The sequence below is a fragment of the Mesorhizobium delmotii genome, assembly GCF_900149755.1.
Taxonomy (GTDB): Bacteria; Pseudomonadota; Alphaproteobacteria; order Rhizobiales; family Rhizobiaceae; genus Mesorhizobium; species Mesorhizobium delmotii.
In genome coordinates, this window is sequence record NZ_FUIG01000042.1 from 181,462 (window position 1) to 203,786 (window position 22,325).

The 22,325-nt window shown below is 62.2% G+C and carries 21 protein-coding genes; 7 read left to right on the forward strand and 14 right to left on the reverse strand.

The genetic code is table 11. The annotated features are described in order from the left end of the window. Positions 1-281 precede the first annotated feature (281 nt). Positions 282-1,064 carry an ion transporter gene (locus BQ8482_RS25250; RefSeq protein WP_280178874.1) on the forward strand — a complete coding sequence of 261 codons (783 nt, stop codon included), beginning with the start codon at positions 282-284 and terminating at the stop codon, positions 1,062-1,064. Between the two features lie 308 nt (positions 1,065-1,372). Here the strand turns inward: BQ8482_RS25250 and rbsK are convergent, their stop codons facing one another. The 3 genes from rbsK to BQ8482_RS25265 all read right to left on the reverse strand — a co-directional run bounded on the left by rbsK (position 1,373) and on the right by BQ8482_RS25265 (position 3,902). After that, positions 1,373-2,299 carry a ribokinase gene (gene rbsK, locus BQ8482_RS25255; protein ID WP_123150055.1) on the reverse strand — a complete coding sequence of 309 codons (927 nt, stop codon included), beginning with the start codon at positions 2,297-2,299 and terminating at the stop codon, positions 1,373-1,375. Between the two features lie 4 nt (positions 2,300-2,303). Beyond that, the gene (locus BQ8482_RS25260; RefSeq protein ID WP_095495871.1) at positions 2,304-2,756 is read right to left on the reverse strand and encodes an RbsD/FucU family protein; all 453 of its coding nucleotides are present in this window, start codon (positions 2,754-2,756) and stop codon (positions 2,304-2,306) included. Positions 2,757-2,843: 87 nt separating this feature from the next. After that, entirely contained in the window at positions 2,844-3,902 is a 1,059-nt protein-coding gene (locus BQ8482_RS25265; protein ID WP_123150056.1) for an ABC transporter ATP-binding protein, read from the reverse strand. Between the two features lie 294 nt (positions 3,903-4,196). Here BQ8482_RS25265 and BQ8482_RS25270 point away from each other — a divergent pair, with 294 nt between their 5' ends. The 3 genes from BQ8482_RS25270 (at position 4,197) to BQ8482_RS25280 (ending at position 8,014) form a co-directional block, all read left to right on the forward strand. Beyond that, positions 4,197-5,861, forward strand: a complete 1,665-nt coding sequence (locus tag BQ8482_RS25270) for an ABC transporter substrate-binding protein (RefSeq protein ID WP_123150057.1) — start codon at positions 4,197-4,199, stop codon at positions 5,859-5,861. Between the two features lie 100 nt (positions 5,862-5,961). After that, entirely contained in the window at positions 5,962-7,083 is a 1,122-nt protein-coding gene (locus BQ8482_RS25275; RefSeq protein WP_123150058.1) for a carbohydrate ABC transporter permease, read from the forward strand. A 13-nt stretch (positions 7,084-7,096) separates the two neighbouring features. Then, a complete protein-coding gene (locus BQ8482_RS25280; protein ID WP_123150059.1) occupies positions 7,097-8,014 on the forward strand; it encodes a carbohydrate ABC transporter permease in 918 nt (305 codons plus the stop codon). 205 nt (positions 8,015-8,219) lie between these two features. Here the strand turns inward: BQ8482_RS25280 and BQ8482_RS25285 are convergent, their stop codons facing one another. Further along, the gene (locus BQ8482_RS25285) at positions 8,220-8,963 is read right to left on the reverse strand and encodes a creatininase family protein (protein ID WP_123150060.1); all 744 of its coding nucleotides are present in this window, start codon (positions 8,961-8,963) and stop codon (positions 8,220-8,222) included. Between the two features lie 5 nt (positions 8,964-8,968). Then, entirely contained in the window at positions 8,969-9,163 is a 195-nt protein-coding gene (locus BQ8482_RS25290) for a hypothetical protein (protein WP_208867832.1), read from the reverse strand. A 102-nt stretch (positions 9,164-9,265) separates the two neighbouring features. Between BQ8482_RS25290 and BQ8482_RS25295 the strand changes: the two genes are divergently transcribed. Further along, positions 9,266-10,288 (forward strand): aldo/keto reductase, encoded by a 1,023-nt coding sequence (locus BQ8482_RS25295; RefSeq protein WP_123150061.1) that lies wholly within the window; start codon positions 9,266-9,268, stop codon positions 10,286-10,288. Between the two features lie 104 nt (positions 10,289-10,392). Here BQ8482_RS25295 and BQ8482_RS25300 read toward each other — a convergent pair whose 3' ends face one another. The 4 genes from BQ8482_RS25300 to clpP form a co-directional block, all read right to left on the reverse strand. Continuing rightward, on the reverse strand, positions 10,393-10,665 hold the full coding sequence (locus BQ8482_RS25300; RefSeq protein ID WP_023798342.1) for an HU family DNA-binding protein: 273 nt from the start codon (positions 10,663-10,665) through the stop codon (positions 10,393-10,395). Positions 10,666-10,859: 194 nt separating this feature from the next. Continuing rightward, positions 10,860-13,271, reverse strand: a complete 2,412-nt coding sequence (gene lon, locus BQ8482_RS25305) for an endopeptidase La (protein WP_095495865.1) — start codon at positions 13,269-13,271, stop codon at positions 10,860-10,862. Positions 13,272-13,579: 308 nt separating this feature from the next. Further along, positions 13,580-14,854 carry an ATP-dependent Clp protease ATP-binding subunit ClpX gene (gene clpX / locus BQ8482_RS25310; RefSeq protein WP_027155315.1) on the reverse strand — a complete coding sequence of 425 codons (1,275 nt, stop codon included), beginning with the start codon at positions 14,852-14,854 and terminating at the stop codon, positions 13,580-13,582. Positions 14,855-15,148: 294 nt separating this feature from the next. Further along, entirely contained in the window at positions 15,149-15,778 is a 630-nt protein-coding gene (gene clpP, locus BQ8482_RS25315; RefSeq protein WP_095485814.1) for an ATP-dependent Clp endopeptidase proteolytic subunit ClpP, read from the reverse strand. 336 nt (positions 15,779-16,114) lie between these two features. Here clpP and BQ8482_RS25320 point away from each other — a divergent pair, with 336 nt between their 5' ends. Further along, positions 16,115-16,705, forward strand: a complete 591-nt coding sequence (locus BQ8482_RS25320) for a hypothetical protein (protein ID WP_123150062.1) — start codon at positions 16,115-16,117, stop codon at positions 16,703-16,705. 1 nt (position 16,706) lies between these two features. Here the strand turns inward: BQ8482_RS25320 and BQ8482_RS25325 are convergent, their stop codons facing one another. After that, positions 16,707-17,810 (reverse strand): NAD(P)/FAD-dependent oxidoreductase, encoded by a 1,104-nt coding sequence (locus BQ8482_RS25325; RefSeq protein WP_123150063.1) that lies wholly within the window; start codon positions 17,808-17,810, stop codon positions 16,707-16,709. Positions 17,811-17,967: 157 nt separating this feature from the next. Between BQ8482_RS25325 and BQ8482_RS25330 the strand changes: the two genes are divergently transcribed. Continuing rightward, on the forward strand, positions 17,968-19,221 hold the full coding sequence (locus BQ8482_RS25330; RefSeq protein WP_123150065.1) for a cytochrome P450: 1,254 nt from the start codon (positions 17,968-17,970) through the stop codon (positions 19,219-19,221). Here BQ8482_RS25330 and BQ8482_RS25335 read toward each other — a convergent pair whose 3' ends face one another. From BQ8482_RS25335 to BQ8482_RS25350, 4 genes are all read right to left on the reverse strand, one after another. Then, positions 19,222-19,572: a cupin domain-containing protein gene (locus BQ8482_RS25335; protein WP_123150066.1), complete on the reverse strand. Its 351-nt coding sequence runs from the start codon at positions 19,570-19,572 to the stop codon at positions 19,222-19,224. A gap of 21 nt (positions 19,573-19,593) precedes the next feature. Next, positions 19,594-20,874: an O-acetylhomoserine aminocarboxypropyltransferase gene (locus BQ8482_RS25340; protein WP_123150068.1), complete on the reverse strand. Its 1,281-nt coding sequence runs from the start codon at positions 20,872-20,874 to the stop codon at positions 19,594-19,596. 147 nt (positions 20,875-21,021) lie between these two features. Further along, a complete protein-coding gene (locus BQ8482_RS25345) occupies positions 21,022-21,543 on the reverse strand; it encodes a CoA-binding protein (RefSeq protein WP_123150070.1) in 522 nt (173 codons plus the stop codon). After that, the gene (locus tag BQ8482_RS25350; protein ID WP_123150071.1) at positions 21,540-22,316 is read right to left on the reverse strand and encodes an AAA family ATPase; all 777 of its coding nucleotides are present in this window, start codon (positions 22,314-22,316) and stop codon (positions 21,540-21,542) included. The genes BQ8482_RS25345 and BQ8482_RS25350 overlap by 4 nt, the downstream gene beginning before the upstream one ends. Positions 22,317-22,325: the final 9 nt, after the last annotated feature.

Below are 22,325 nucleotides of genomic sequence, written 5' to 3' on the forward strand. Positions count from 1 at the left end.
TCATCCTTCGCGCTGCCGTAGAAAAATGCGGTCCCTACAGCGAAATAGAGCAGCGATCGGCTTTGACAGCGGGCCAGAAGGCCATTTTCCGACCGGGGCCTGTCACGCTGGAGGTCGCGGATGGCCTTGGTTCCTTAATACAAAAGTTTCGACTTTCGGTTTCCTGAGAGTTTCAACTTTTTGTATTTGTTGCGTTCCAGGCCTGTCATATGCGTTTGAGCATTGGATTTTCCCGAACCCGGTTCCCACTTTGGGTCCGATGCTCTAACGGAGAAGAAGCCTTGGCCCTGAAATCGCTCATCGAATCGCGCCATTTCGACCTCACGATCATGGTCCTGATCCTGATCAACGCCGTCACGCTCGGCCTCGAAACCTCGCCCGATGCGATTGCTGTTTTTGGCCCGCTTCTAACGGCCATCGACCGCGCGATCCTTGGCGTCTTCGTCTTCGAACTCGCGATCCGGGTGGTCGTCTACAGGACGAATTTCTTCCGCGATCCATGGCGCATCTTCGACCTCTTGGTCGTCGGTTTCGCGCTTATCCCCGCGACCGGTTCGCTCTCCGTGCTGCGGGCGCTGCGCATCCTGCGGGTCCTGCGCCTGATCAGCATCGTTCCGTCGCTGCGCCGTGTCGTCACCGGCTTCATCACCGCCTTGCCCGGCATGGGCTCGATCATGCTGTTGCTCGGGCTGGTGTTCTACGTCTTTGCGGTGATGGCGACGAAGCTCTACGGCTCGTCCTTTCCCCAACTGTTCGGCGGCATACCGGAATCGCTCTTCACGCTTTTCCAGGTCATGACTCTCGAAGGCTGGTCGGACGGCGTGGTGCGCCCGGTCATGGAGGTCTATCCGACCGCCTGGCTGTTCTTCATCCCATTCATCATCGCGACCTCGTTCACCGTGCTCAATCTGTTCATCGGCGTGATTGTTTCGGCGATGGAGGCCGAGCATGAGGCCGTAGAATCGGCCGACAGGGCAACGCTGCACAGCGATCAGGCCATCATCCTCGCGGAGTTACGGGCGCTGCGGGCAGAGGTCCGCGAATTGTCCGGCGTTCGCGGCTAGATCGCCTCCGCGAGCATTGCAAAACACAGCCATTCCTATCCGTCGGCGGCTTGTGATGGTGGTGCCGTGAAAGACCCCGCCGCTCCATTTGCGAAGCGGCGGGGCCCCCCAATCACCCCCCCTTGCCAGGTCAGGATTGCCCCCCGGCATCGCTGACCGTGCAATTGCGGCGCCAGACCCAGTGACCCATTACGGGACACCTATGCCAATGACGCAAGATGGGTTTTCCGATTTACATTAACTGTGACTAATATGTCACCGTGGTCGGAACGGACTAAAGTCGAGAGCGCCGGCGAGGCTGCGCGGCCTCACCCCTTGGCGAGCAATGCCTCGACCTCCTGCAGCGTCGGCATCGACGGCGCCGTGCCGGGCCGGGTGACCGAGATGCCGGCGACGGCGCAGGCGAAGCGGACCGCTTGCAGCGGCTCCACCCCTCTCGCAAGTGCTGCGGCCAGGCCGCCATTGAAGGCGTCGCCTGCTCCGGTGGTCTCGACCACAGGGCCGGCATTGATCGCGCCGACATGGTCGGAGCGGCTGGCCGTGTGCAACAGCGCGCCATTTTCACCGAGCGTCACGATAACGGCGCCGACGCCCTTCTGGAGCAGACCGTCGGCGGCGCGGCGGGCGTCGTCGATGGACGACACCTTGATGCCAGTCAGTTCCTCGGCCTCGGTCTCGTTGGGTGTGACATAGTCGCAAAGCGTGTAGATGCGATCCGGAAGCTTTGCCGCAGGCGCCGGATTGAGGATGGTCGTCACCCCTGCCCCGCGCGCGATTTCCAGCGCCCGCAACGCCGCCTCGATCGGCTGTTCGAGCTGGGTGACGAAGACGCCGGCCGAGCGGATCAGGCCGGCATGGGCCTCGATATCGTCGGGCGAAATCAGCATGGCCGCACCGGGGCTGACGATGATGGCGTTGTTGCCGGTCGTCTCGTCGACGAAAATATAAGCCGCACCCGTGTAGCTTTCCGGCGTCTCGATGACGGCGCTCTTCACGTCGGCCTGCGCCCAGGTTTGCCTGGCCATGTCGGCAAAGGGATCGACCCCGAGGCGCGTCAGGAAGGTGATGTCGGCGCCGAGACGGCCGGCCGCAACCGCCTGGTTGGAGCCCTTGCCGCCCGGGCCAAGGGTGAAGGATGTGCCAAGGAGCGTCTCGCCCATGCGCGGCTGGCGAGGGGCGCGATAGGCGGTATCGGCGACGAAGACGCCCAATATGACGACAGGCTTGCCTGGCATCCCGCTACTCCCCGTCCGGCGGCACGACGCCCTTGCGGAAGGCGAAACAGCCATAGAAGCGGCGCTCGCCGGTCTGGATGACGCAATAGGCCTTCTTGGCGCGCTCATAAAAGGCGTAGCGCTCGACCGGGATCATCGGCCAGGCCTTGCCCTCAGCAGCGTCAATCTCTCTTTGCACTTCCGTCTGCACTGCGGGAATCTCGTCCGGCTTGCCGACGATCTCCATGCGGGCGGCCGCGTCGTCGACGAAATTGTCCAGCGGATAGAGCGACAGCACCGCCTTGACCACGTCCGCGGCCGGCGCATCGATGCGCAGCAGCCGGCCGAGCACGGTCTGGCGCGCCACCGAATCGGAGGGAAAGTTGGTGTCGGCGATGATCAAATCGTCGCCATGGCCCATCGCCCGCAGCGCCTGGAGCACGTCGGCATTGAGCAGCGGATTGATCCCTTTGAGCATAGTTCCCTCCCGAACGGGCTTTTTGATGCGAAACCTGGGGCATGATCCCGAAAAGTGTTCTCGGTTTTCAGGCGCAAATTCAAAGTGTTAGAGACGACGGCCGGTCTCTGAGTCGAAGAGATGGACCTGGTCGAGCCGGGGTTTCAGATGCAGCGTGTCGCCCGGCTTAAAATCATGGCGCTCACGGAACAGCGCCACCATCTCGCCCTCGCCGAAGCGCAAGAAGACCAGCGTTTCGGAACCGGTCGGCTCGACGACGGAAATCTTCGCCGGCACGCCGTCGGGGTGGATTTCGAGATGCTCGGGCCGTACGCCGTAGACGACCTTGCGCCCATCCTCCACGGCGCTGTTCGCAGCAATCGGAAACGGCGTCCCGGCGATCTCGACGACAGGCTTGTCGCCCTTGCGCACCACGCCCTTGAGCAGGTTCATCGACGGCGAGCCGATGAAGCCGGCGACGAACAGATTGGCCGGCCGGTCGAACAGTTCCAGCGGCGCGCCGACCTGCTCGATGCGGCCGTCGCGCATCACGACGATCTTGTCGGCCATGGTCATGGCCTCGATCTGGTCGTGCGTGACATAGATGGTGGTGGTCTTCAGCCGCTGGTGCAGTTCCTTGATCTCGGTGCGCATCTGGACGCGCAGCTTTGCGTCGAGGTTAGACAGTGGCTCGTCGAACAGGAACACCTGCGGGTTGCGCACGATGGCGCGGCCCATGGCGACGCGCTGGCGCTGGCCGCCCGAGAGCTGGCGCGGATAGCGCTTGAGATAGGGATTGAGGTCGAGGATATCGGCGGCGCGCTTGACCCGCTCGGCGACATCAGCCGGATCGGTCTTCCGCAGCTTCAGCGCAAAGGCCATGTTCTGCTCGACCGTCTTGTGCGGATAGAGCGCGTAGTTCTGGAACACCATGGCGATGTCGCGCTTGGCCGGCGGCAGATGATTGACGACACGATCGCCGATGGCGATCGTGCCGCCGGAAACGGTCTCCAGCCCGGCCACCATCCTGAGCAGCGTGGACTTGCCGCACCCCGAAGGGCCAACCAGCACCACGAACTGCCCGTCGGCGATGTCGACGCTGACATCGTGCAGGACCTTGACGGTTCCGAACGCCTTGGCCACATTGCTGATCGCGACTTGAGCCATCGGCCCCCCTTTCGTTGCGGTGAAGCTAAACAACGCAAACGGCTAGGGCAAGTCAGTCTTTTATAGATAAAAAACCCCATTCTCGTTTGACACGGCACTTGGTTGTGAGAATAGTGAAAGGGCTCGGGTTTGACCCTGTTCCGGGCGCGCCGGCACACTAGTTCGGACTACGGAAATCGAAGTGTCGCGGGAGGAAAACTTGGGCCCTATTTCCAGGAGTCGCTGTTGTTGGGGAACACGTCCAGCGCTCCATACACCCGAAACAATCACCATTGAGATTCTGGGAGGAACGAAATGAAAGTCAGCCTTTACAACCAATTTATGCGCGCGGGAGCCACTCGCCGCGATGTCCTCAAGGGCGCGGCCAGCATGGCCGCGATCGCAGCGGCATCCGGCGCCGGGCTTGGTGCACTGACGCGCCCTGCTTCCGCCGCAGGCGAGCTGCGCGCGCAGATCCTGCAGATCCCCGGTGTCGGTAAGGGCCAGCCGACCGATGCCGACTTCCAGCAGGTCGGCGAGCTCTGCCTGGAGGCGACCAAGGCCAGCGTCAAGGAAGGCGAATTCGCCGGCGTCCAGCTCACCTTCATGGGGCTCAACAACCAGAACCTGCACAATGTGCTGTTTCGCGGCTTCCTGAAGCCGTGGGAGACCTATACCGGCGCCAAGATCAACTGGATCGACCTGGCGCAGGCGGACTACAACGCCCGGCTGCAGCAGTCGATTGCCACCGGCACCGTCGATTTCGACATCATCGAGATGGGCGCGCCGTTCGAAGGCGACGTCTGCGGCAAGGGTCTCACTTCCGAAATGCCGGACTGGGTCAAGGACCAGATCGACATGAAGGACGTCGTGGCCTATCTGCAGCCACCGGTCGGCACCTGGGACGGCAAGCAATATCGCGTGACCGTCGACGGCGACGCGCACAACTTCAACTACCGCACCGACGTGTTTGCCGATGCCGACCTCGCCAAGGCGTGGCAGGAAGGCGGCGGCGGGGGCGAATGGGGCGTGCCGAAGACCTGGCAGCAGGTGCAGGCGGTGACCAAGTTCCTCAAGGGCAAGCAGTTCCAGGGCCAGGATGTCTTCGGCTATCTCGACGCGCCCAAGGCGTGGGGCGGCTTCGGCTTCTACTTCCTCGGCAGCCGCGCCAGCGCCTATGCCAAGCATCCTGACGACAAGGCTTGGCTGTTCGATGCCGATACGATGAAGCCGCGCATCAACAATCCGGCCTGGGTGCGGGCGATCCAGGACGTGATCGACGCGCTGCCTTCCGAGCCCGCCGACCAGATCAACGCCGACCCGAATACCACCGCCTTCCAGCAATTCCTGGCCGGCACCGGTTCGATGGTCACCTGGTGGGGCGACGTCGGCTCCAACGTCAAGACCAACGACAGTTCGGTCGTAGGCGACGTCACCGGCTTCTCGATCCTGCCAGGCTCGGACGACGTCTATAATTCCAAGACCGGCCAATGGGACAAGCTGGCCAGCGGCCCGAACCATGCGCCGAACTGCGCCTATCTCGGCTGGGGCGTCTACGTCATGGCCCGGGTCGACAGCGACGAAAAGAAGAAGAAGGCGGCATGGTCGGCCGCGGCCCATCTCGGCGGCAAGGACCTGTCTCTCTGGTGCGCGGCATATCCGTCCGGATTCCAGCCCTACCGCAACTCCCATTTCGACATTCCGGAATGGGTGGCGGCCGGTTACGACGAGGCTTTCATCACCTCGTATCTGAAGTCGGAGGCCGACAGCTACAACCATCCGAACGCCGCGATCGAGCCGCGCATCCCCGGCATCTTCCAATATTACAGTGCCGCCGAGGACATCCTGGCCAACACATTTGCCGGCAAGATGACGGCGCAGGAAGGCGCCGACGCCATTGCGGCCGCCTGGGAGAAGCTGACCGACCAGATCGGCCGCGAAAACCAGATCAAGCTCTACAAGGCCTCGCTTGGCATGTAGGCTGAGATTCTAGGAACCGTGGTCCGGCGACGCGAAGCCGCCGGACCGCAGCTTGACCGGCCAGCCGGTCATAAAAGCCTTCAGTGAACGGACGAGACGCGTGGCTGACCAGACTTTGCCCACCAATGCGTGGCCGGCAAACGCCGCTCCATCCGATCTGATATCGCCGGGCCGCAAGCGGCTCGGCCGGGCGTTGATGGCTGCTGCGACGCTCGGCCTTCTGGCGGTGATCGCAGTTCAGATCCTGTACAAGACCGACGTCAATGCAGTCGGCTTCGAGACCTGGCGGCCGGTCGTTTATGCCTATGTGCTGTGGGGTACAGCACTCGGCATCGGCCAGGTGCTGACACGCGGCGAAGACGGCCAGCGCGCGCTGTTCCTGCTGCCGGCGCTGCTGTTCACCGTCGCCATGGTGATCTTCCCGACGCTGTTCGGCCTCTACATCGCGCTGACCGACTGGAACCTCAGTTCTTTCTCCGGCCGGAAGTTCAACGGGCTCGACAATTTCTGGCAGATGCTGGCCGACCCCTACTACCGCAACGCGCTGTTCAACATGGTGCTCTACGTGCTTGCGGTGCTGGTCGAATATGTCATCGCCTTCGGCCTTGCCTTGCTGCTCAACGCACAGATCAGGGCGCGCAAATTCTTCCGTGTCGTCTTCCTCATGCCGTTGATGCTGTCGCCGGTCGCCGTGTCGTGGATGATCGGCAAGTCGCTGATGGAATACCGGTTCGGACCGGCCGCAACCCTGGCGCGCCAGCTCGGCTGGGAAAATCCCGCCTTCTTCTCAAACCCGATCACCGCACGCATCTCGATCATGGTGCTCGATGCCTGGACGTTCATCCCGTTCATGATGATCATGCTGCTCGCCGGCCTTCAGGCGATGTCGCGCGAGGTGCTAGAGGCGGCCAGGGTAGACGGCGCCAATGCCTGGCAGACCTTCTGGCAGGTCACCTTCCCGCTGATGCTGCCGGTGTCGGTGACGGCGATCATCCTGCGCATCATCTTCAAACTGAAGCTTGCCGACATCATCATCACCGTCACCTCGGGCGGCCCGGGCGGCGCGACCGATTCCGTATCGAGCTTCATCTATCGCGAGTATCGCGACCGCTCGAATGTCGGCTACGGCACCATGCTGGCGATGGCCTACCTCATCATCATCATCGTGTTCGTGACGTGGCTGTTGAAATTCGCCAACCGCTTCGTGCGCAACGTCAACTGATAGGGGCAGCGACATGAGCGTTCAGACCACCGAGTATGCCGCTTCCGAAATCCGCTCGCCGGCGAGCTTTTTCGCCAACCGCGTCTTCATCTATGGCGCGCTGGCGTTCTGGGCCTTCATCTGCCTGTTCCCGATCTACTGGACGATAACCACCTCGTTCAAAACCGCGGTCGACGTCACCCAGGGCCATCTCATCCCGTTCGTCGACTTCCGGCCGGACTGGAAGGGCTGGCGCTCGCTCGGCCTGTCGCCGGACTCGATCTTCCGGACCTCGACGGTGCGCGACGAGTTCATCAAGCGCTTCATGAACTCCGTCATCACCTCGGTCGGCGCGTCGAGCCTCGCCATTGTCATCGGCAGTCTCGCGGCCTACGGCCTCACCCGCTACCGCTATCACTTCGCCTGGTTCAAGAATGAGGACATCTCCTTCTTTTTCCTGTCGCAGCTGATCCTGCCGCCGGTCGTGCTCGCCCTGCCCTTTTTGGTGCTGTACCGCGAAGTCGGCATGCTCGACACGCGCATCGGGCTGATCCTGCTCTACACGCTGATGGTGCTGCCGATCGTCATCTGGATCATGCGCGACCAGTTCAATTCGATCCCGGTCGAACTGGAGGAAGCAGCCCTCGTCGACGGCCTGTCGATCTGGGGCGCCTTCTTCCGCATCGTCATGCCGATCGCGCTGCCGGGCATGGTCGCCGCCTTCATCCTGGCGATGGTGCTGTGCTGGAACGAGTATTTCTTCGCCGCACTGCTGACCTCGACCGATGCCAAGACCATTCCCGTGATGGTGGCGAGCCAGACCGGCTCGCAAGGCATCAACTGGTGGTCGATGGCCGCACTCGCCACCGCCGCGATCACGCCGCTTGCCGTCATCGGCATCGCGCTGGAGCGTTATCTGATCATGGGCATGACCGCGGGCGCGGTGAAGTAGCGGCTCCTTCTTCCCTTCTCCCCTTGTGGGAGAAGGTGGATCGGCGCGTAGCGCGAAGACGGTTGAGGGGTGCTGGACGGAGCACCATCGGTGCCAAGCTGGAACACTCCTCATCCGACCGAGCGGAGCCTGTCCTCGGGCTTGCCGGAGGCAAGACCCGTGGGCTCGGCCACCTTCTCCCACAACGGGAGAAGGCAGAGCCGCGCTAGGCCGTCAACATCGCCCTCAAATGATCGAGGATCATCGCGACGCCCTTTTGCCCCAGTTCCATCGAGGCCTCAGGGGCGGTCGCCGTGTACCATCCCGTATTGTCGGCAAAGTGGCCGGCGTCCACCGCTTCCGGGCACAGCGCCAGCATCAGCGACGTCTCGCCGATGCCGGCATGATCGAACGGATACTGGCCGTCCGTCACCGTCGGCATCAGCGGATGCACTTGTATCCAGTTGAAGAAATTGCCGCCCTCGGCGTGCTCGACATAGTAGCCGGCCATCGTGTCCGAGCCCCACCAGCCCTCGCCGCGCTCCTTCTCCAGAAAACGGAAGATCGCCTGGCGGCCAGCGGTCTTGAAGGCGAGATCGGTCGGCATGCCGGCGGCAAAGTTCTCGGTCTGGTGGTGGATGATGGCGTGGATATTGCGAAAACCGACGCGCAGCAGACTGTAGAACAGCTCTTCGCCGAACGGGGCCAGCGCCCTGCCGCCGACCTGAACCGACCCATTGCCCTCCGGCGGCGCCACCGCGTAGCTCGCCGCGCCATAGTAGAACGGCGGCAAGATGACGATGTCGGCTTCCTTTTCGAACAGCTCCAGCATCTTGACCACTGCCAGCGTATCCATGCCGACGGCCATGTGCTCACCGTGGTATTCGAGCACGCCGAGCGGGAGCGCGACCGGCCAGTTCTCGGCGATCGCCTTGCGGATCTGGTGCGGCAGCATCAGCTCGTAGCGCATGACGCCTACTCCATGTTGGTGTGGCGGGCGGCGTCGATACGGCTTTCGCCGATCCGAGCCAGCACAGTGCCAAGCTCGTCGAGCGCAATTCTGAACCGATCTGTGCCGGCATTGGTCGATGGTTCGACCAATTTCCCGGAACCCGAAACTTGCCTGAATGTTTGGGCCATTTTTTCCCCGAACAGCTTGTTTTTGCTCATGCTATCACCGTGAAAGTTCGTGTCCAACGGCTCGGAGTGCTTTTGCAGCGCCCCAGGCGTGATAGTGTCATGGCAATTGCGTAGGTGAGGAAACGGCAGGACATGAAGACACGGCATTTCGACCGCATCGGCAATGGCGGCATCAGTTTCACGGAACTCGGCTTCGGCACGGCGCCGCTCGGAAACCTCTATCGCGCCGTCTCCGACGAGGATGCCAACGCCACTCTGGAGACCGCCTGGCGGGTCGGCTGCCGCTACTACGACACCGCGCCGCTCTACGGGCTTGGCCTGTCGGAAACGCGGCTCAATCCGTTCCTGCGCTCGAAAAAGCGCCACGACTACGTGCTGTCGAGCAAGGTCGGCCGCATCATGCGCGCCTGCCCGCCGGACCAACGGACCGGCATCGGCAAGTTCTTCGACACGCCGTCGCGCCGCGAGGTCTACGACTACAGCTATGACGGCGTCATGCGCTCCTTCGAAGCCTCGCTCGAGCGCCTCGGCGTCGACCGCATCGACATCCTTTTCGTGCATGACGTCGACATCTTCACGCATGGCAGCAAGGAGGCCTCGGACCAACGCATCGAGGAGTTCATGCGCTCGGGCTATTACGGGCTGCTGGCCTTGCGTGATCAGGGCGTCATCAAGGCGTTCGGCGGCGGCATCAACGAATGGCAGGTTGCCCAGACACTTGCCGAGCGTGGCGACTTCGACCTTTTCCTGCTAGCCGGGCGCTATACGCTGCTGGAGCAGGAGGCGCTGCAGTCCTTCCTGCCGCTATGCCAGAAGCGCGGCATAGGCATCGTTCTCGGCGGGCCGTATAATTCCGGCATCCTGGCAACCGGGCCGAAGCGGGGCGCCCACTACAATTATTCCGAGGCGCCGCAGGACATCCTCGACCGCGTCGCGCGCATCGAGGCCATCTGCAAACGCCACGGCGTGCGCCTGATCGAGGCGGCACTGCAATTTCCGCTGCTGCACCCTTCGGTCGTGTCGGTGATCCCCGGCGGCCAGCGGCCGAGCGAGGTCGAAAGCAACCGGTCGCTGCTCGACGCGAAACTGCCATCAGCACTCTGGGCCGATCTCAAAAAGGAAGGGCTGATGCGCGCCGATGCGCCAACGGCATAGAACTGTCCGCTGTCATCTCGACAATATGAGCCCACCAAGTGGGCGCAAAAGAAAAGCCGGGCATGCCCGGCTTTTCTGATCTCTGAAAAGGGTAAGAAGGCCGCTTAGTTGACTGCGTCCTTGAGGCCCTTGCCGGCCGAAAACTTCGGCACGGTGCGCGCCGGAATCTGCACTTCCGCGCCGGTCTGCGGATTGCGGCCGGTCGAGGCAGCGCGTTTTGACACTGTGAAATTTCCGAAGCCGACAAGCCGGACATCGCCGCCCTTCTTCAGTTCGCCGGTGATGACGGAGAACACCGCATCAACCGCCGACTGCGCGTCACCCTTCGAAATACTCGCGGCATCGGCGACAGCGGACACCAGTTCGTTCTTGTTCATAAAAATTCCCTTCCATGAGAAACCGGAACGTACGACTCATCCGGCAGGAAACGGACTTTAGAAAGAAGCGCTTCCGCAACCAAGTCGAAAAGCGTCAAAAGAGTCGAAAAAACCGCGGAATTCCGGGGTTTTTCACATGAAAAAGCCGGGCGCTCGGCCCGGCTCTCTCTTGTGCATTGCAACTTTAGAAAGAACTAATGAGCCAGCGACTTGCCGGCGTCGTCTCCGGCATCCACCGCAGCCGGCGCATTGACCGGTTCAACCCAGTCGATCGGCTCCGGCATACGCACCAGCGCATGGCGCAAGACTTCACCGACCCGCCCGACCGGAACGATCTCCATACCGTTCTTCACGTTGTCCGGAATCTCCGCCAGGTCCTTGGCATTGTCTTCCGGGATCAGCACCTTCTTGATGCCGCCGCGAAGCGCTGCAAGCAGCTTCTCCTTGAGCCCGCCGATCGGCAGCACCCTGCCGCGCAGCGTGATCTCGCCGGTCATCGCCACATCGGCCCTGACCGGAATGCCGGTCAGCACCGAGACGATCGCCGTCGCCATCGCCACACCCGCCGACGGTCCATCCTTGGGCGTTGCGCCCTCGGGCACGTGAACGTGGATGTCGCGCTTGTCGAACAGCGGCGGCTCGACGCCGAAATCGATAGCCCGCGAGCGGACGTAGGAGGCCGCAGCCGAGATCGATTCCTTCATCACGTCGCGCAGATTGCCGGTCACCGTCATGCGGCCCTTACCGGGCATCATGACGCCTTCGATCGTCAGCAGCTCGCCGCCGACTTCCGTCCAGGCGAGCCCGGTGACCACGCCGACCTGATCGTCGGCCTCGACCTGACCGAAGCGGAAGCGCGGAACACCGAGGTAATCGGCGAGATTGTCCGCCGTGATGTCGACCGTCTTCTTCTTCGTCTTCAGGATCTCGGTCACCGCCTTGCGGCCGAGCTTCATCAGCTCGCGCTCCAGGCTCCTGACGCCCGCTTCACGGGTGTAGGTCTGGATGATGCCGCGGATTGCGTCCTCGCCGACGGAGAACTCCTTCGGCTGCAGCGCATGATCGCGGATCACCTTGGGCATCAGGTGGCGCTTGGCGATCTCGATCTTCTCGTCCTCGGTGTAGCCGGCGATACGGATGATCTCCATGCGGTCCATCAAGGGCGCAGGGATGTTCAGCGTGTTCGCCGTCGTCACGAACATCACGCTCGACAGGTCGTATTCGACTTCGAGGTAGTGGTCCATGAACGTCGAGTTCTGCTCGGGATCGAGCACCTCGAGCAAGGCCGACGACGGATCGCCGCGGAAATCCTGGCCCATCTTGTCGATCTCGTCGAGCAGGAAGAGCGGGTTGGACTTCTTCGCCTTCTTCATCGACTGGATGACCTTGCCCGGCATCGAGCCGATATAGGTGCGCCGGTGACCGCGGATTTCGGCCTCGTCGCGCACGCCGCCCAGCGCCATGCGGATAAACTCGCGGCCGGTCGCCTTGGCGATCGACTTGCCGAGCGAGGTCTTGCCGACGCCGGGAGGTCCGACGAGGCACAGGATCGGCCCCTTCAGCTTCTTCTGGCGGCTCTGCACGGCGAGATATTCGACGATGCGGTCCTTGACCTTGTCGAGGCCGAAATGGTCGGTGTCGAGCACGTTCTGCGCGAAGGCCAGATCCTGCTTGACCTTGGAGTTCTTGCCCCACGGTATCGACAGGATCCAGTCGAGATAGTTGCGCACGACGGTCGATTCAGCCGACATCGGCGACATCGTCCGCAGCTTCTTCAGCTCGGCTTCCGCCTTTTCGCGGGCCTCCTTGGAGAGCTTGGTCTTCTTGATGCGCGCCTCGATCTCGGCGGCCTCGTCGCGGCCGTCCTCGCCTTCGCCGAGCTCCTTCTGGATCGCCTTCATCTGCTCGTTGAGGTAGTATTCGCGCTGCGTCTTCTCCATCTGGCGCTTGACGCGCGAACGGATGCGCTTTTCCACCTGCAGGACGGAGATTTCGGCTTCCATGAAGCCCATCGCCTTTTCCAGCCGCTCCTTGACCGAAAGCGTGGCCAGCATCTCCTGCTTCTCGGGGATCTTGATGGCAAGATGCGAGGCAACCGTGTCGGCGAGCTTGGAATAGTCGTCGATCTGGCTGGCGGCACCCACCACTTCGGGCGAGATCTTCTTGTTCAGCTTGACGTAGTTCTCGAAGTCGGTGACGACGGAACGGGCCAGCGCCTCGACCTCGACTTCTTCCTCATCCGGTTCGACCAGCGCCGCGGCGCGGGCCTCGTGGAAGTCGGGACGGTCGGTGAACGAAACGATTTTCGCGCGCGAGGCGCCTTCGACCAGCACCTTCACGGTGCCGTCCGGCAGCTTCAGCAATTGCAGCACATTGGCGAGCGTGCCGATGTCGAAGATCGCATCGGACTCGGGATCGTCATCGGCGGCATTCATCTGGGTCGCAAGCAGGATCTGCTTTTCCTGACCCATCACCTCCTCCAGCGCCTTGATCGACTTTTCACGCCCGACAAAGAGCGGAACGATCATGTGCGGGAACACCACGATGTCGCGCAGTGGGAGGACTGCGAAGACGCCGTCGCTGGGAGCCTTGGATATTTTGGCCATTGTCCAACCTTTCATGTCGCGACCGCCAATCGGCCAACCGCGAATCTCATATTAACGACCGAGGATCGTTCCGCCTACCACCGTTTGTGACGGGAGTTTTACAGCACAGAATTCGGCACCCCGGCCTTCCTCAGTTAGTTGGAGGCACGGGGGGCAAAGATCAAGGGTCAACACGAAACCGTTCATCCAATCTGTCACAATCCGTTCATCCAATCTGTCACAATCCGTTCATCATAAGTCGGCCCGTCCGCAAAACAAAACGGCGCCTCGCGGCGCCGTTTGAAGAATTTCCACTGCAGAGGCTCACGTCAGGCGCTGACGTTGCCCTTCTTTTCCTTCTGCTCGGAATAGATGTAGAGCGGTCTGGCGTTGCCGGACACCACCTCTTCCGAAATAACCACTTCGCGCACGCCTTCCAGCGCCGGCAGCTCGAACATCGTGTCGAGCAGGATCGCTTCCATGATCGAGCGCAGGCCGCGCGCGCCGGTCTTGCGCTCGATGGCGCGCTTGGCGATCGCCGACAGCGCATTCTCGTGGAAGGTCAGGTCGACATTCTCCATCTCGAACAGCCGCTGATACTGCTTGACCAGCGCGTTCTTCGGCTCGGTCAGGATCTGGATCAGCGCCGGCTCGTCGAGGTCCTCCAGCGTCGCCAGGACCGGCAGACGGCCGACGAACTCGGGAATGAGGCCGAACTTCAGCAGATCCTCGGGCTCGACCAGGCGGAAAACATCGCCGGTGCGGCGATCCTCGGGCGAAGCGACGGTGGCGCCGAAGCCGATCGAGGTCTTGCGGCCGCGATCCGAGATGATCTTGTCGAGGCCGGCGAAGGCGCCGCCGCAGATGAACAGGATGTTGGCGGTGTCGACCTGCAGGAATTCCTGCTGCGGATGCTTCCTGCCGCCCTGCGGCGGCACGGAGGCGACCGTGCCTTCCATGATCTTCAACAGCGCCTGCTGGACGCCTTCGCCCGACACGTCGCGAGTGATCGAAGGATTGTCCGACTTGCGCGAGATCTTGTCGATCTCATCGATGTAGACGATGCCGCGCTGGGCGCGCTCGACATTGTAGTCGGCCGACTGCAACAGCTTCAGGATGATGTTCTCGACATCCTCGCCGACATAGCCGGCCTCGGTCAGCGTCGTCGCATCGGCCATGGTGAACGGCACGTCGATGATGCGGGCCAGCGTCTGCGCAAGCAGCGTCTTGCCGCAACCGGTCGGGCCGATCAGCAAAATGTTGGACTTCGCCAGCTCGACGTCGTTGTTCTTGCCGGCATGCGCGAGGCGCTTGTAATGGTTGTGGACGGCCACCGACAGCACGCGCTTGGCGTAGGGCTGGCCGATGACGTAGTCGTCGAGAACCTTGAGGATCTCCTGCGGGGTCGGCACGCCCTCGCGCGACTTCACCATCGAGGTCTTGTTCTCCTCGCGGATGATGTCCATGCAGAGCTCGACGCATTCGTCGCAGATGAACACCGTCGGGCCGGCGATCAGCTTGCGGACTTCGTGCTGGCTTTTGCCGCAAAACGAGCAATAAAGCGTGTTCTTGGAATCACCGCCGCTGTTGCCGACCTTGCTCATTTTCATGTCCTTTCATAGCCGCCCGCCGATGGTCTGGTTGAAAGGGCGCATAACTCAATCTATCGCGGGAAATCGCCGCCGCCAGTATTCCGGCTCCCGCAACGCGTTCCATACGAAACACATATCAGAAAACGTCGCAATGATTCGCACCAACCCCGCACAAAGCTAAGCCGTCGAAAATCAACATAGGCTTAACGTAGGCAATTGCTCCCGTCGAGGGAACAGCCAATTGTGGCCGAAATGCCGCAAGCGGCATCAAAAGCGTGTTTTCCCGCCATCCAACTGCCACCGGGCTTATGCGGCGGCAACCTCAGCCGGCTCGCGCGACGAAATGACCTTGTCGATGAGACCGAAATCCTTCGCCTCGTCAGCGGTCATGAAGTGGTCGCGGTCGAGCGTCTTCTCGATCTCGTCGTAGCTCTTGCCGGTGTGCTTGACATAAACCTCGTTGAGACGGCGCTTCAGCTTGATGATGTCCTGGGCGTGGCGTTCGATGTCGGAAGCCTGGCCCTGGAAGCCACCGGAAGGCTGGTGGACCATGATGCGGGCATTCGGCGTGGCGAAGCGCATGCCCTTCTCGCCTGCGGTCAAGAGCAGCGAGCCCATCGAGGCCGCCTGGCCGATGCACAGCGTCGCCACCGCCGGCTTGATGAACTGCATAGTGTCGTAGATCGCCATGCCCGAGGTGACGACGCCGCCTGGCGAATTGATGTAGAGGTTGATTTCCTTCTTCGGATTCTCCGCCTCGAGGAACAGGAGCTGCGCGCAGACCAGCGTCGCCATGCCGTCCTCGACCGGGCCGGTGATGAAAATGATGCGCTCTTTCAGCAGCCGCGAGAAAATGTCGTAGGCCCGCTCGCCGCGATTGGTCTGTTCGACCACCATCGGAACGAGGTTCATGTAGGTTTCGACGGGGTTCTTCATGGACTATCCCTTTTCAAAGGTGGGATTCCGGCGCCGGGGGATATTAGCACATCGGGCAGAATCGGTTCTGGATCGTTGTCCTGTAAATAGGATGTCGGCTCACCCTAGCGCAAGGCCGCCTCTCCTAGCCATCCGGTTAAGTCGAATCAAGGTTTCTGCACAGGATTCGCCCGAGGCTATTTCGGCAGCCATCTGCTGCTGTTGAAGCAGCACGGCTGCGTAGCAGTTTCTTAACCGCGTGCTCAACGAAATATCTCGAAACTGCTTTCCGGCGATACGGCCTCCCCTACAATTCAACGTTGAACTTGCGCTGAAGGTTCAAACAGGGGGAGTGCCATGATCAGGAAAACTGCTTCCTCGGCCATCGCCAGCCTTGCTGTTCTCGGCATGGTATCCGAAACGGCCGCCGGCGGACGCGCCGTCGAATGCTACGAGCAGGTCAACAGGCCGTCCGTCTACGAAACGGTCTACGAAAACGTGCTCGTCAGCCCGGCCGGCCAGCAGGTGGAGTATGTGCCCGCGATCTACGGGACGCGCGAGCGGGTGGTGCAGATCGCACCCCAGCGTGTCAGCTACGAGATCCTGCCTGCCGTCACCCGCACCATCCACCGCACGGTGAAGGTCGATGACGGCGGCTACTCCTGGGAATGGCGCGTCATCCATGGCCGCAGGGTGCTGTGCAAGATCAGGTACAAGGCGCGCTATGAACGCGTGGCCGAGACCGTGGTGGTGCAGCCGGAGCGCCGACGGCGCGTCGTCATCCCCGCTGAGTATGAGAGCGTGGCCGAAGAGGTCTTGGTGCAGCCGGAGCAGCGACGCATCATCGAGGTTCCCGCCTCCTACCAGACAGTGGCGCGACGCGTGGTGGTCAGGGAAGGCTCATCCGGCTGGCGGCGCGTGCATGTTCCAAGGCACTGCCAGTATTAGGTCAGACCGCTTCGGCCCGCAGCCACGCCTTCAAGCCGGCGACGTCGCCATTGCCGACAGTCGCCGCGACACGCCTGCCGACAGCTGCACCGAACTTGTAGCCGTGGCCGGAGCAGGCCGAGACAACAAGGCATTTCCCCTTCTCATGCGCCAGGAATTTTTCGTCGGCGGTGAAGGTATAGGCGCAGGTGACGACCTCGGTCACCCCATACTCTTCGATGCGGGCGATCGGTGGCGAAAACAGGTCGCGGATCGCCTCGCCCTCACCCGCCACCGGCTGGCGGTTCCAGTCGGCGTCGCTGGTCGGCACCCTGTGCAGCCCTGAGCCGAATTTCATGCCGGCGCCGCCGGACGGCGGGATCACGTAGCCGTCGACAGCGCCGCCGACATCGAGGATGACCGGGGCTGCCTGCCATGCAGCTTTCAGATCCGCCGGCGGATCGACATAGGCAAGCGCGGTGCGCCAGGTCTTCAGTTCGCCGCCCAGTTCCGGAAACAGTTTTAGCACCCAGGCGCCGGCGGCGACGACGATGCGGTCGGCCTGCATCGTCTCGCCGCTTTCAAGCACGATGCGGCCGGCCTCGGCGTCGACTTCCGTCACCTTGCTGTTCTCGTAGACATTGGCGCCGTTAGCCCGCAGCCATTTGGCGAGACCGGCGGCGATCCTGCGGCAATGCAGCGCACCGCCATCCGGTGAAAAATACGCGTAGCGGAAAGAGCCGGGCTCCAGGAACCGCCAGCGTCTAGCCGCGGCGTCCGGCTCGACCAGTTCGAACGGGTAGTTCCCGGCTTCCATGCCTTCGCGGTATTCCTCGGCTTCGTCTCCTGGCTCCCGCGAAATGCAGATGAAGCCGCGCCGGTCGAGATGGTTTTCGCCGAGATCGGCCCACATCTCGTCCCAGGCCTCATAGGCCTCGGTGATCAGCCGGCCATAGCCCGCCGCTGCACCATAGGCGCGACGGATGATGCGGTGATGGTCGCCTGAGGCGGCAAGCGGATTCGGAATCGACCCCTGCTCGACGATCGTGACCCGGTGCCCGGCCTTAGCCAGCGACCAGGCCGTCGAAAGCCCCGCAATGCCTGCACCAACCACGATCACATTCATCAAGTCAGTCTTTCCGCAGCCGCTTCGGCTGGCTCAACGCTTTTTTGTGCATGCCGTTGTCCAAAACCGATTCACACTTTTGGGCGACACGCATCAGATTGCCGGGCGCCAACATACGGTCTGGCATCAAGCTGGCAAGCCGCGTTAATTGTCTGGCATGACCAAATTGATGCTGACCTATCTTGCCTTCGATTCCTCGACCCGCCATGTGCGACTGGACCCGCACGAGCCGGCTTTCTACCAGAACCCCTATGAGGCCTATGCCTTTATGCACGGCGCATCGAACGCCTTCTTCTGGGAAGAGTTCGGCTTCTGGTGCTTCGGCGGCTTCGACGACGTCAGCCGGCTGCTGCGCGACCGCCGCTTCGGCCGCCAGAACCCGGCCGGCATCCCGGACAGAAGCGGCATCGGCCGGGATCGCACGCATCTCAACGCCTTCGACGGTATCGAGGCCAATTCGATGCTGGAGCTGGAACCGCCCGTTCACACCAGGCTCAGAACGCTGGTCAACCGCGCCTTCGTCTCGCGTCAGGTCGAGCGGCTCAGGCCGCGCGTCGAGGCGCTCGCCAACGAGCTGATCGACCGTTTCGAACCGGATCAGGTCGACCTGCTGCCGGCTTTCGCGTCGCCTTTGCCGATCACCATCATTGCCGAAATGCTCGGCGTGCCGGTCGAGATGGGGCCGCAACTGCTCGACTGGTCGCATCGGATGGTCGCCATGTACATGCATGGCCGCACACGCGAAACGGAAGAGACGGCCAATCGCGCGGCGCGGGATTTTTCGGATTTCCTGCGCGGCTATGTTGCCGAGCGGCGCAAAAACCCCGGCGACGATCTATTGTCGCTGCTGATCGCGGCGCAGGAGGACAACCAAAAACTCTCGGAGGACGAACTGGTGTCCTCGGCCATCCTGCTGCTCAATGCCGGCCACGAGGCGACCGTCCACCAGACCGGCAATGCGGTGCGCTCGATCCTCGCGCAAGGCGGCGACCCACGCCGCTTCTTCGTTTCCGCTGAAGCGACCGCTGCGACCGTCGAGGAATGCCTGCGCTTCGACGCGCCGCTGCACATGTTTACGCGTTATGCCTATGAAGAGATCGAGGTCGGTCCCGGTGTCATCGTGCGGCCGGGCGAGACGATCGGCCTGCTGCTCGGCATGGCCAACCACGACCCGGCGGCGTTTGCCGAACCCTTCGCCTTCCGGCCGGATCGTGCGGACCAGAAGAACGTCTCGTTCGGCGCCGGCATTCATTTCTGCATCGGCGCGCCGCTCGCCCGGCTCGAATTGGAGGTGTCGCTGAAGACCCTGTTCGAGCGGCTACCGCGGCTCCATCTTGCCGAACAGCCGCGCTTTCGCGACAGCTATCATTTCCACGGGCTGGAAACGCTCGTCGTGCACACCGGACAATGATCAAAGCCTGATCACATACTCCTTGCGAGTCGTTTCAAGCACTTCCCAGCTGCCCTTAAACCCCGGCCTGAGCACGAAACTGTCGCCGGCCCTGACGGTGCGCGCCTCGCCAGCGTCCTCTGATATCACCGAGACGCCCGACAGAATGTGGCAGAACTCCCACTCGTCATACTCGATGCGCCATTTGCCCGGCGTCGCCTCCCAGACGCCGGCATAGAGCCCGCCGTCCTGCTCCTCGACATTCCAGGTGCGAAACTTTGGATCGCCTGAAATCAGCCGATCCGGCGCCGGCGCGCCAGGTTCCGGCTCGACGCTTTCAATATCGACGGAGAGAAATTTCGGCGCAGTCATGGAAACTCCTTCCAACGGGGATCAAACCTTGGTGAGGGCCTGTTCCAGATCGGCGACGATGTCGTTGACATCCTCGATGCCGACCGAGAGCCTGACCGTATCCGGCCCAGCGCCGGCGGCGACCTTCTGCTCGTCCGACAGTTGCCGATGCGTTGTCGATGCCGGGTGAATGACCAGCGACTTGGTGTCGCCGACATTGGCAAGGTGCGAGAACAGTTCGAGCGCCTCGACGAATTTGATGCCGGCCGCATAGCCGCCCTTCAGGCCGAAGGTGAACACCGCACCGGCGCCAAGCGGCGAATATTTTTTCTGCAGCGCGTTGTTGCTGTCGCTGGGCAGGCTGGGATAGGACACCCAGGCGATCTTTGGGTGGTTGGACAGCCAACCGGCGACAGTGACCGCATTGTCGCAATGGCGCTGCATCCTGAGCGGCAGGGTTTCCAGCCCGGTCAGGATCAGGAATGCGTTGAAGGGCGAGATCGCCGGGCCCATGTCGCGCAGGCCAAGCACTCGCGCGGCAATGGCGAAAGCGAAATTGCCGAAGGTCTCGTGCAGGACGAGGCCGCCATATTCGGGGCGCGGCTCCGACAGCATCGGATATCTGCCGGATTTCGACCAGTCGAAGGTGCCGCCGTCGACAATGGCGCCGCCGATAGAATTGCCGTGGCCGCCGATGAACTTGGTCAGCGAATGCACGACAATGTCGGCGCCATGCTCGATCGGGCGCACCAGATAGGGCGAGGCCAGCGTGTTGTCGACGATCAGCGGCAGGCTGTGTTTACGGGCGATGTCGCCGATCTTCTCGATGTCGACGAAGACACCGCCCGGATTGGCCAGGCTCTCAATGAAGATCGCCTTGGTCTTTTCATCGATCTGGCTTTCGAAGGTCGAGATGTCGTTGGTGTCGGCCCAGCGCACCTGCCAGCCGAAATTCTTGAAGGCGTGGCCGAACTGGTTGATCGAGCCACCGTAAAGCCTTGTCGCGGCGACGAAATTGTCGCCGGGCTGCATCAGATTGTGGAAGACGAGCACCTGCGCGGCATGGCCCGACGCCACCGCCAGCCCCGCCGTGCCGCCTTCGAGCGCCGCGATGCGCTCTTCCAGCACCGCCTGCGTCGGGTTCATGATCCGGGTATAGATGTTGCCGAAGGCCTTTAGCCCGAACAGCGAGGCGGCATGATCGGCGTCATCGAAGACAAAGGAGGTCGTCTGGTAGATTGGCGTGGCACGCGCGCCGGTCGCCGGATCGGGCTTGGCACCCGCATGGACGGCGAGCGTGTTGAAACCGGGCGTGCGGGTCATCGAATACCTCCCTTTTGAACCGTCTGAAAAACGCCGGGCATTCTTGGCCAAGCCCGGTCGCGAATGCAAAGAAGAAAATGCCCTTCGATGCACGTTCTGTGATCGAGGCGCGAGAAAATGTTCCGATTGGCGGAATATCTCTTTGGCCTACTTCTGGCGGACGCCAAAACTCTGGAATCCCGGCCGCATCAGCGGCTTCTTCGACGACAACACGCCTGAGTTGACGCCGGTCCAGCCGATTTCGCCCGACAGCTTGCCATATTCGATCTTGGGGCAGCGGTTCATCACGACCTTGATGCCGGCGGCCTCGGCGCGCGCGGCCGCCTCGTCGTGGCGCACGCCAAGCTGCATCCAGATGACTTTCGGCAACGGGTCGAGCCGCAAGACCTCGTCGACGACGCCCGGCACGGCCGCGGAGCCGCGAAACACGTCGACCATGTCGATCGGCTCGGGAACATCGGCGAGCGTGGCATAGGTCATCCGGCCAAGGATTTCCTTGCCGGCCTGGCCGGGGTTGATCGGGAATACCGAAAACCCCTTGCCCAGCAGGTATTTCAGCACGAAGTAGCTCGGCCGCACATCGTTGGCGGACGCGCCGACCATGGCGATGGTCTTCACCGAATTGAGAATGCCGGCGATATAGGCATTGTCGTAGGCGTCGTGGTTCATGCCTCGTCCTCATACAGAGCTTCGGCGAGAAAACCATCCGGGTCGTTGCAGAAACTGCGCATCATGCGAAAATGATCGGTATCATGGAAATCGGTCGGGTCGAGGCCGAACCGGCTGATGCGGAACAGCCGCGCGCCGGGACAGGCCATCAGCAGCGGCGAATGCGTCGCCATGATCACTTGCGCCGTGCCTGATAGATCCATCCGCCGCAGCATTTTGAGAAGCTCGATCTGGCGCGTCGGCGACAAGGCGCTTTCCGGCTCGTCTAGGATGTAGATACCTTGCCGGCGGCAGCGCTCCTCGAAGAACCGGATGAAACCTTCGCCATGCGACCAGGACAGGAAGTCGGGCGGCGCCGCATGGGCGTCGATGGCGGCCTGATCGAGATAGCGGGCCACGGAGTAAAAAGATTCGGCGCGGAAGAACCAGCCGGCGGTGACCTTCGGCAGCCAATGGCCACGCAGCGTTTCCGCCAGTGCCGCGCCGCTCTTGTCGATGGCGCGGGAGTGGTCGATGGGCATGTAGCCCTTGCCGCCACCGGCCTCATCGTATCCGGCCAGCGCGCCGATCGCCTCGAGCAGCGTCGATTTGCCGGTGCCGTTCTCGCCGACGATGATGGTGATCGGCGTGGTGAATTCGAGTTCGAAGTCGTGGCCGCGGAAGATCGGCAGGTTCCAGGGATATTTTTCCCAATCTTCGACCCGCGCCGGCTCGATCAGGATGCGCTTGAGATAGGGAGCCTTCAGTCGCGTCAGTTGCTTGCGATATGCCATCTGGCAGTG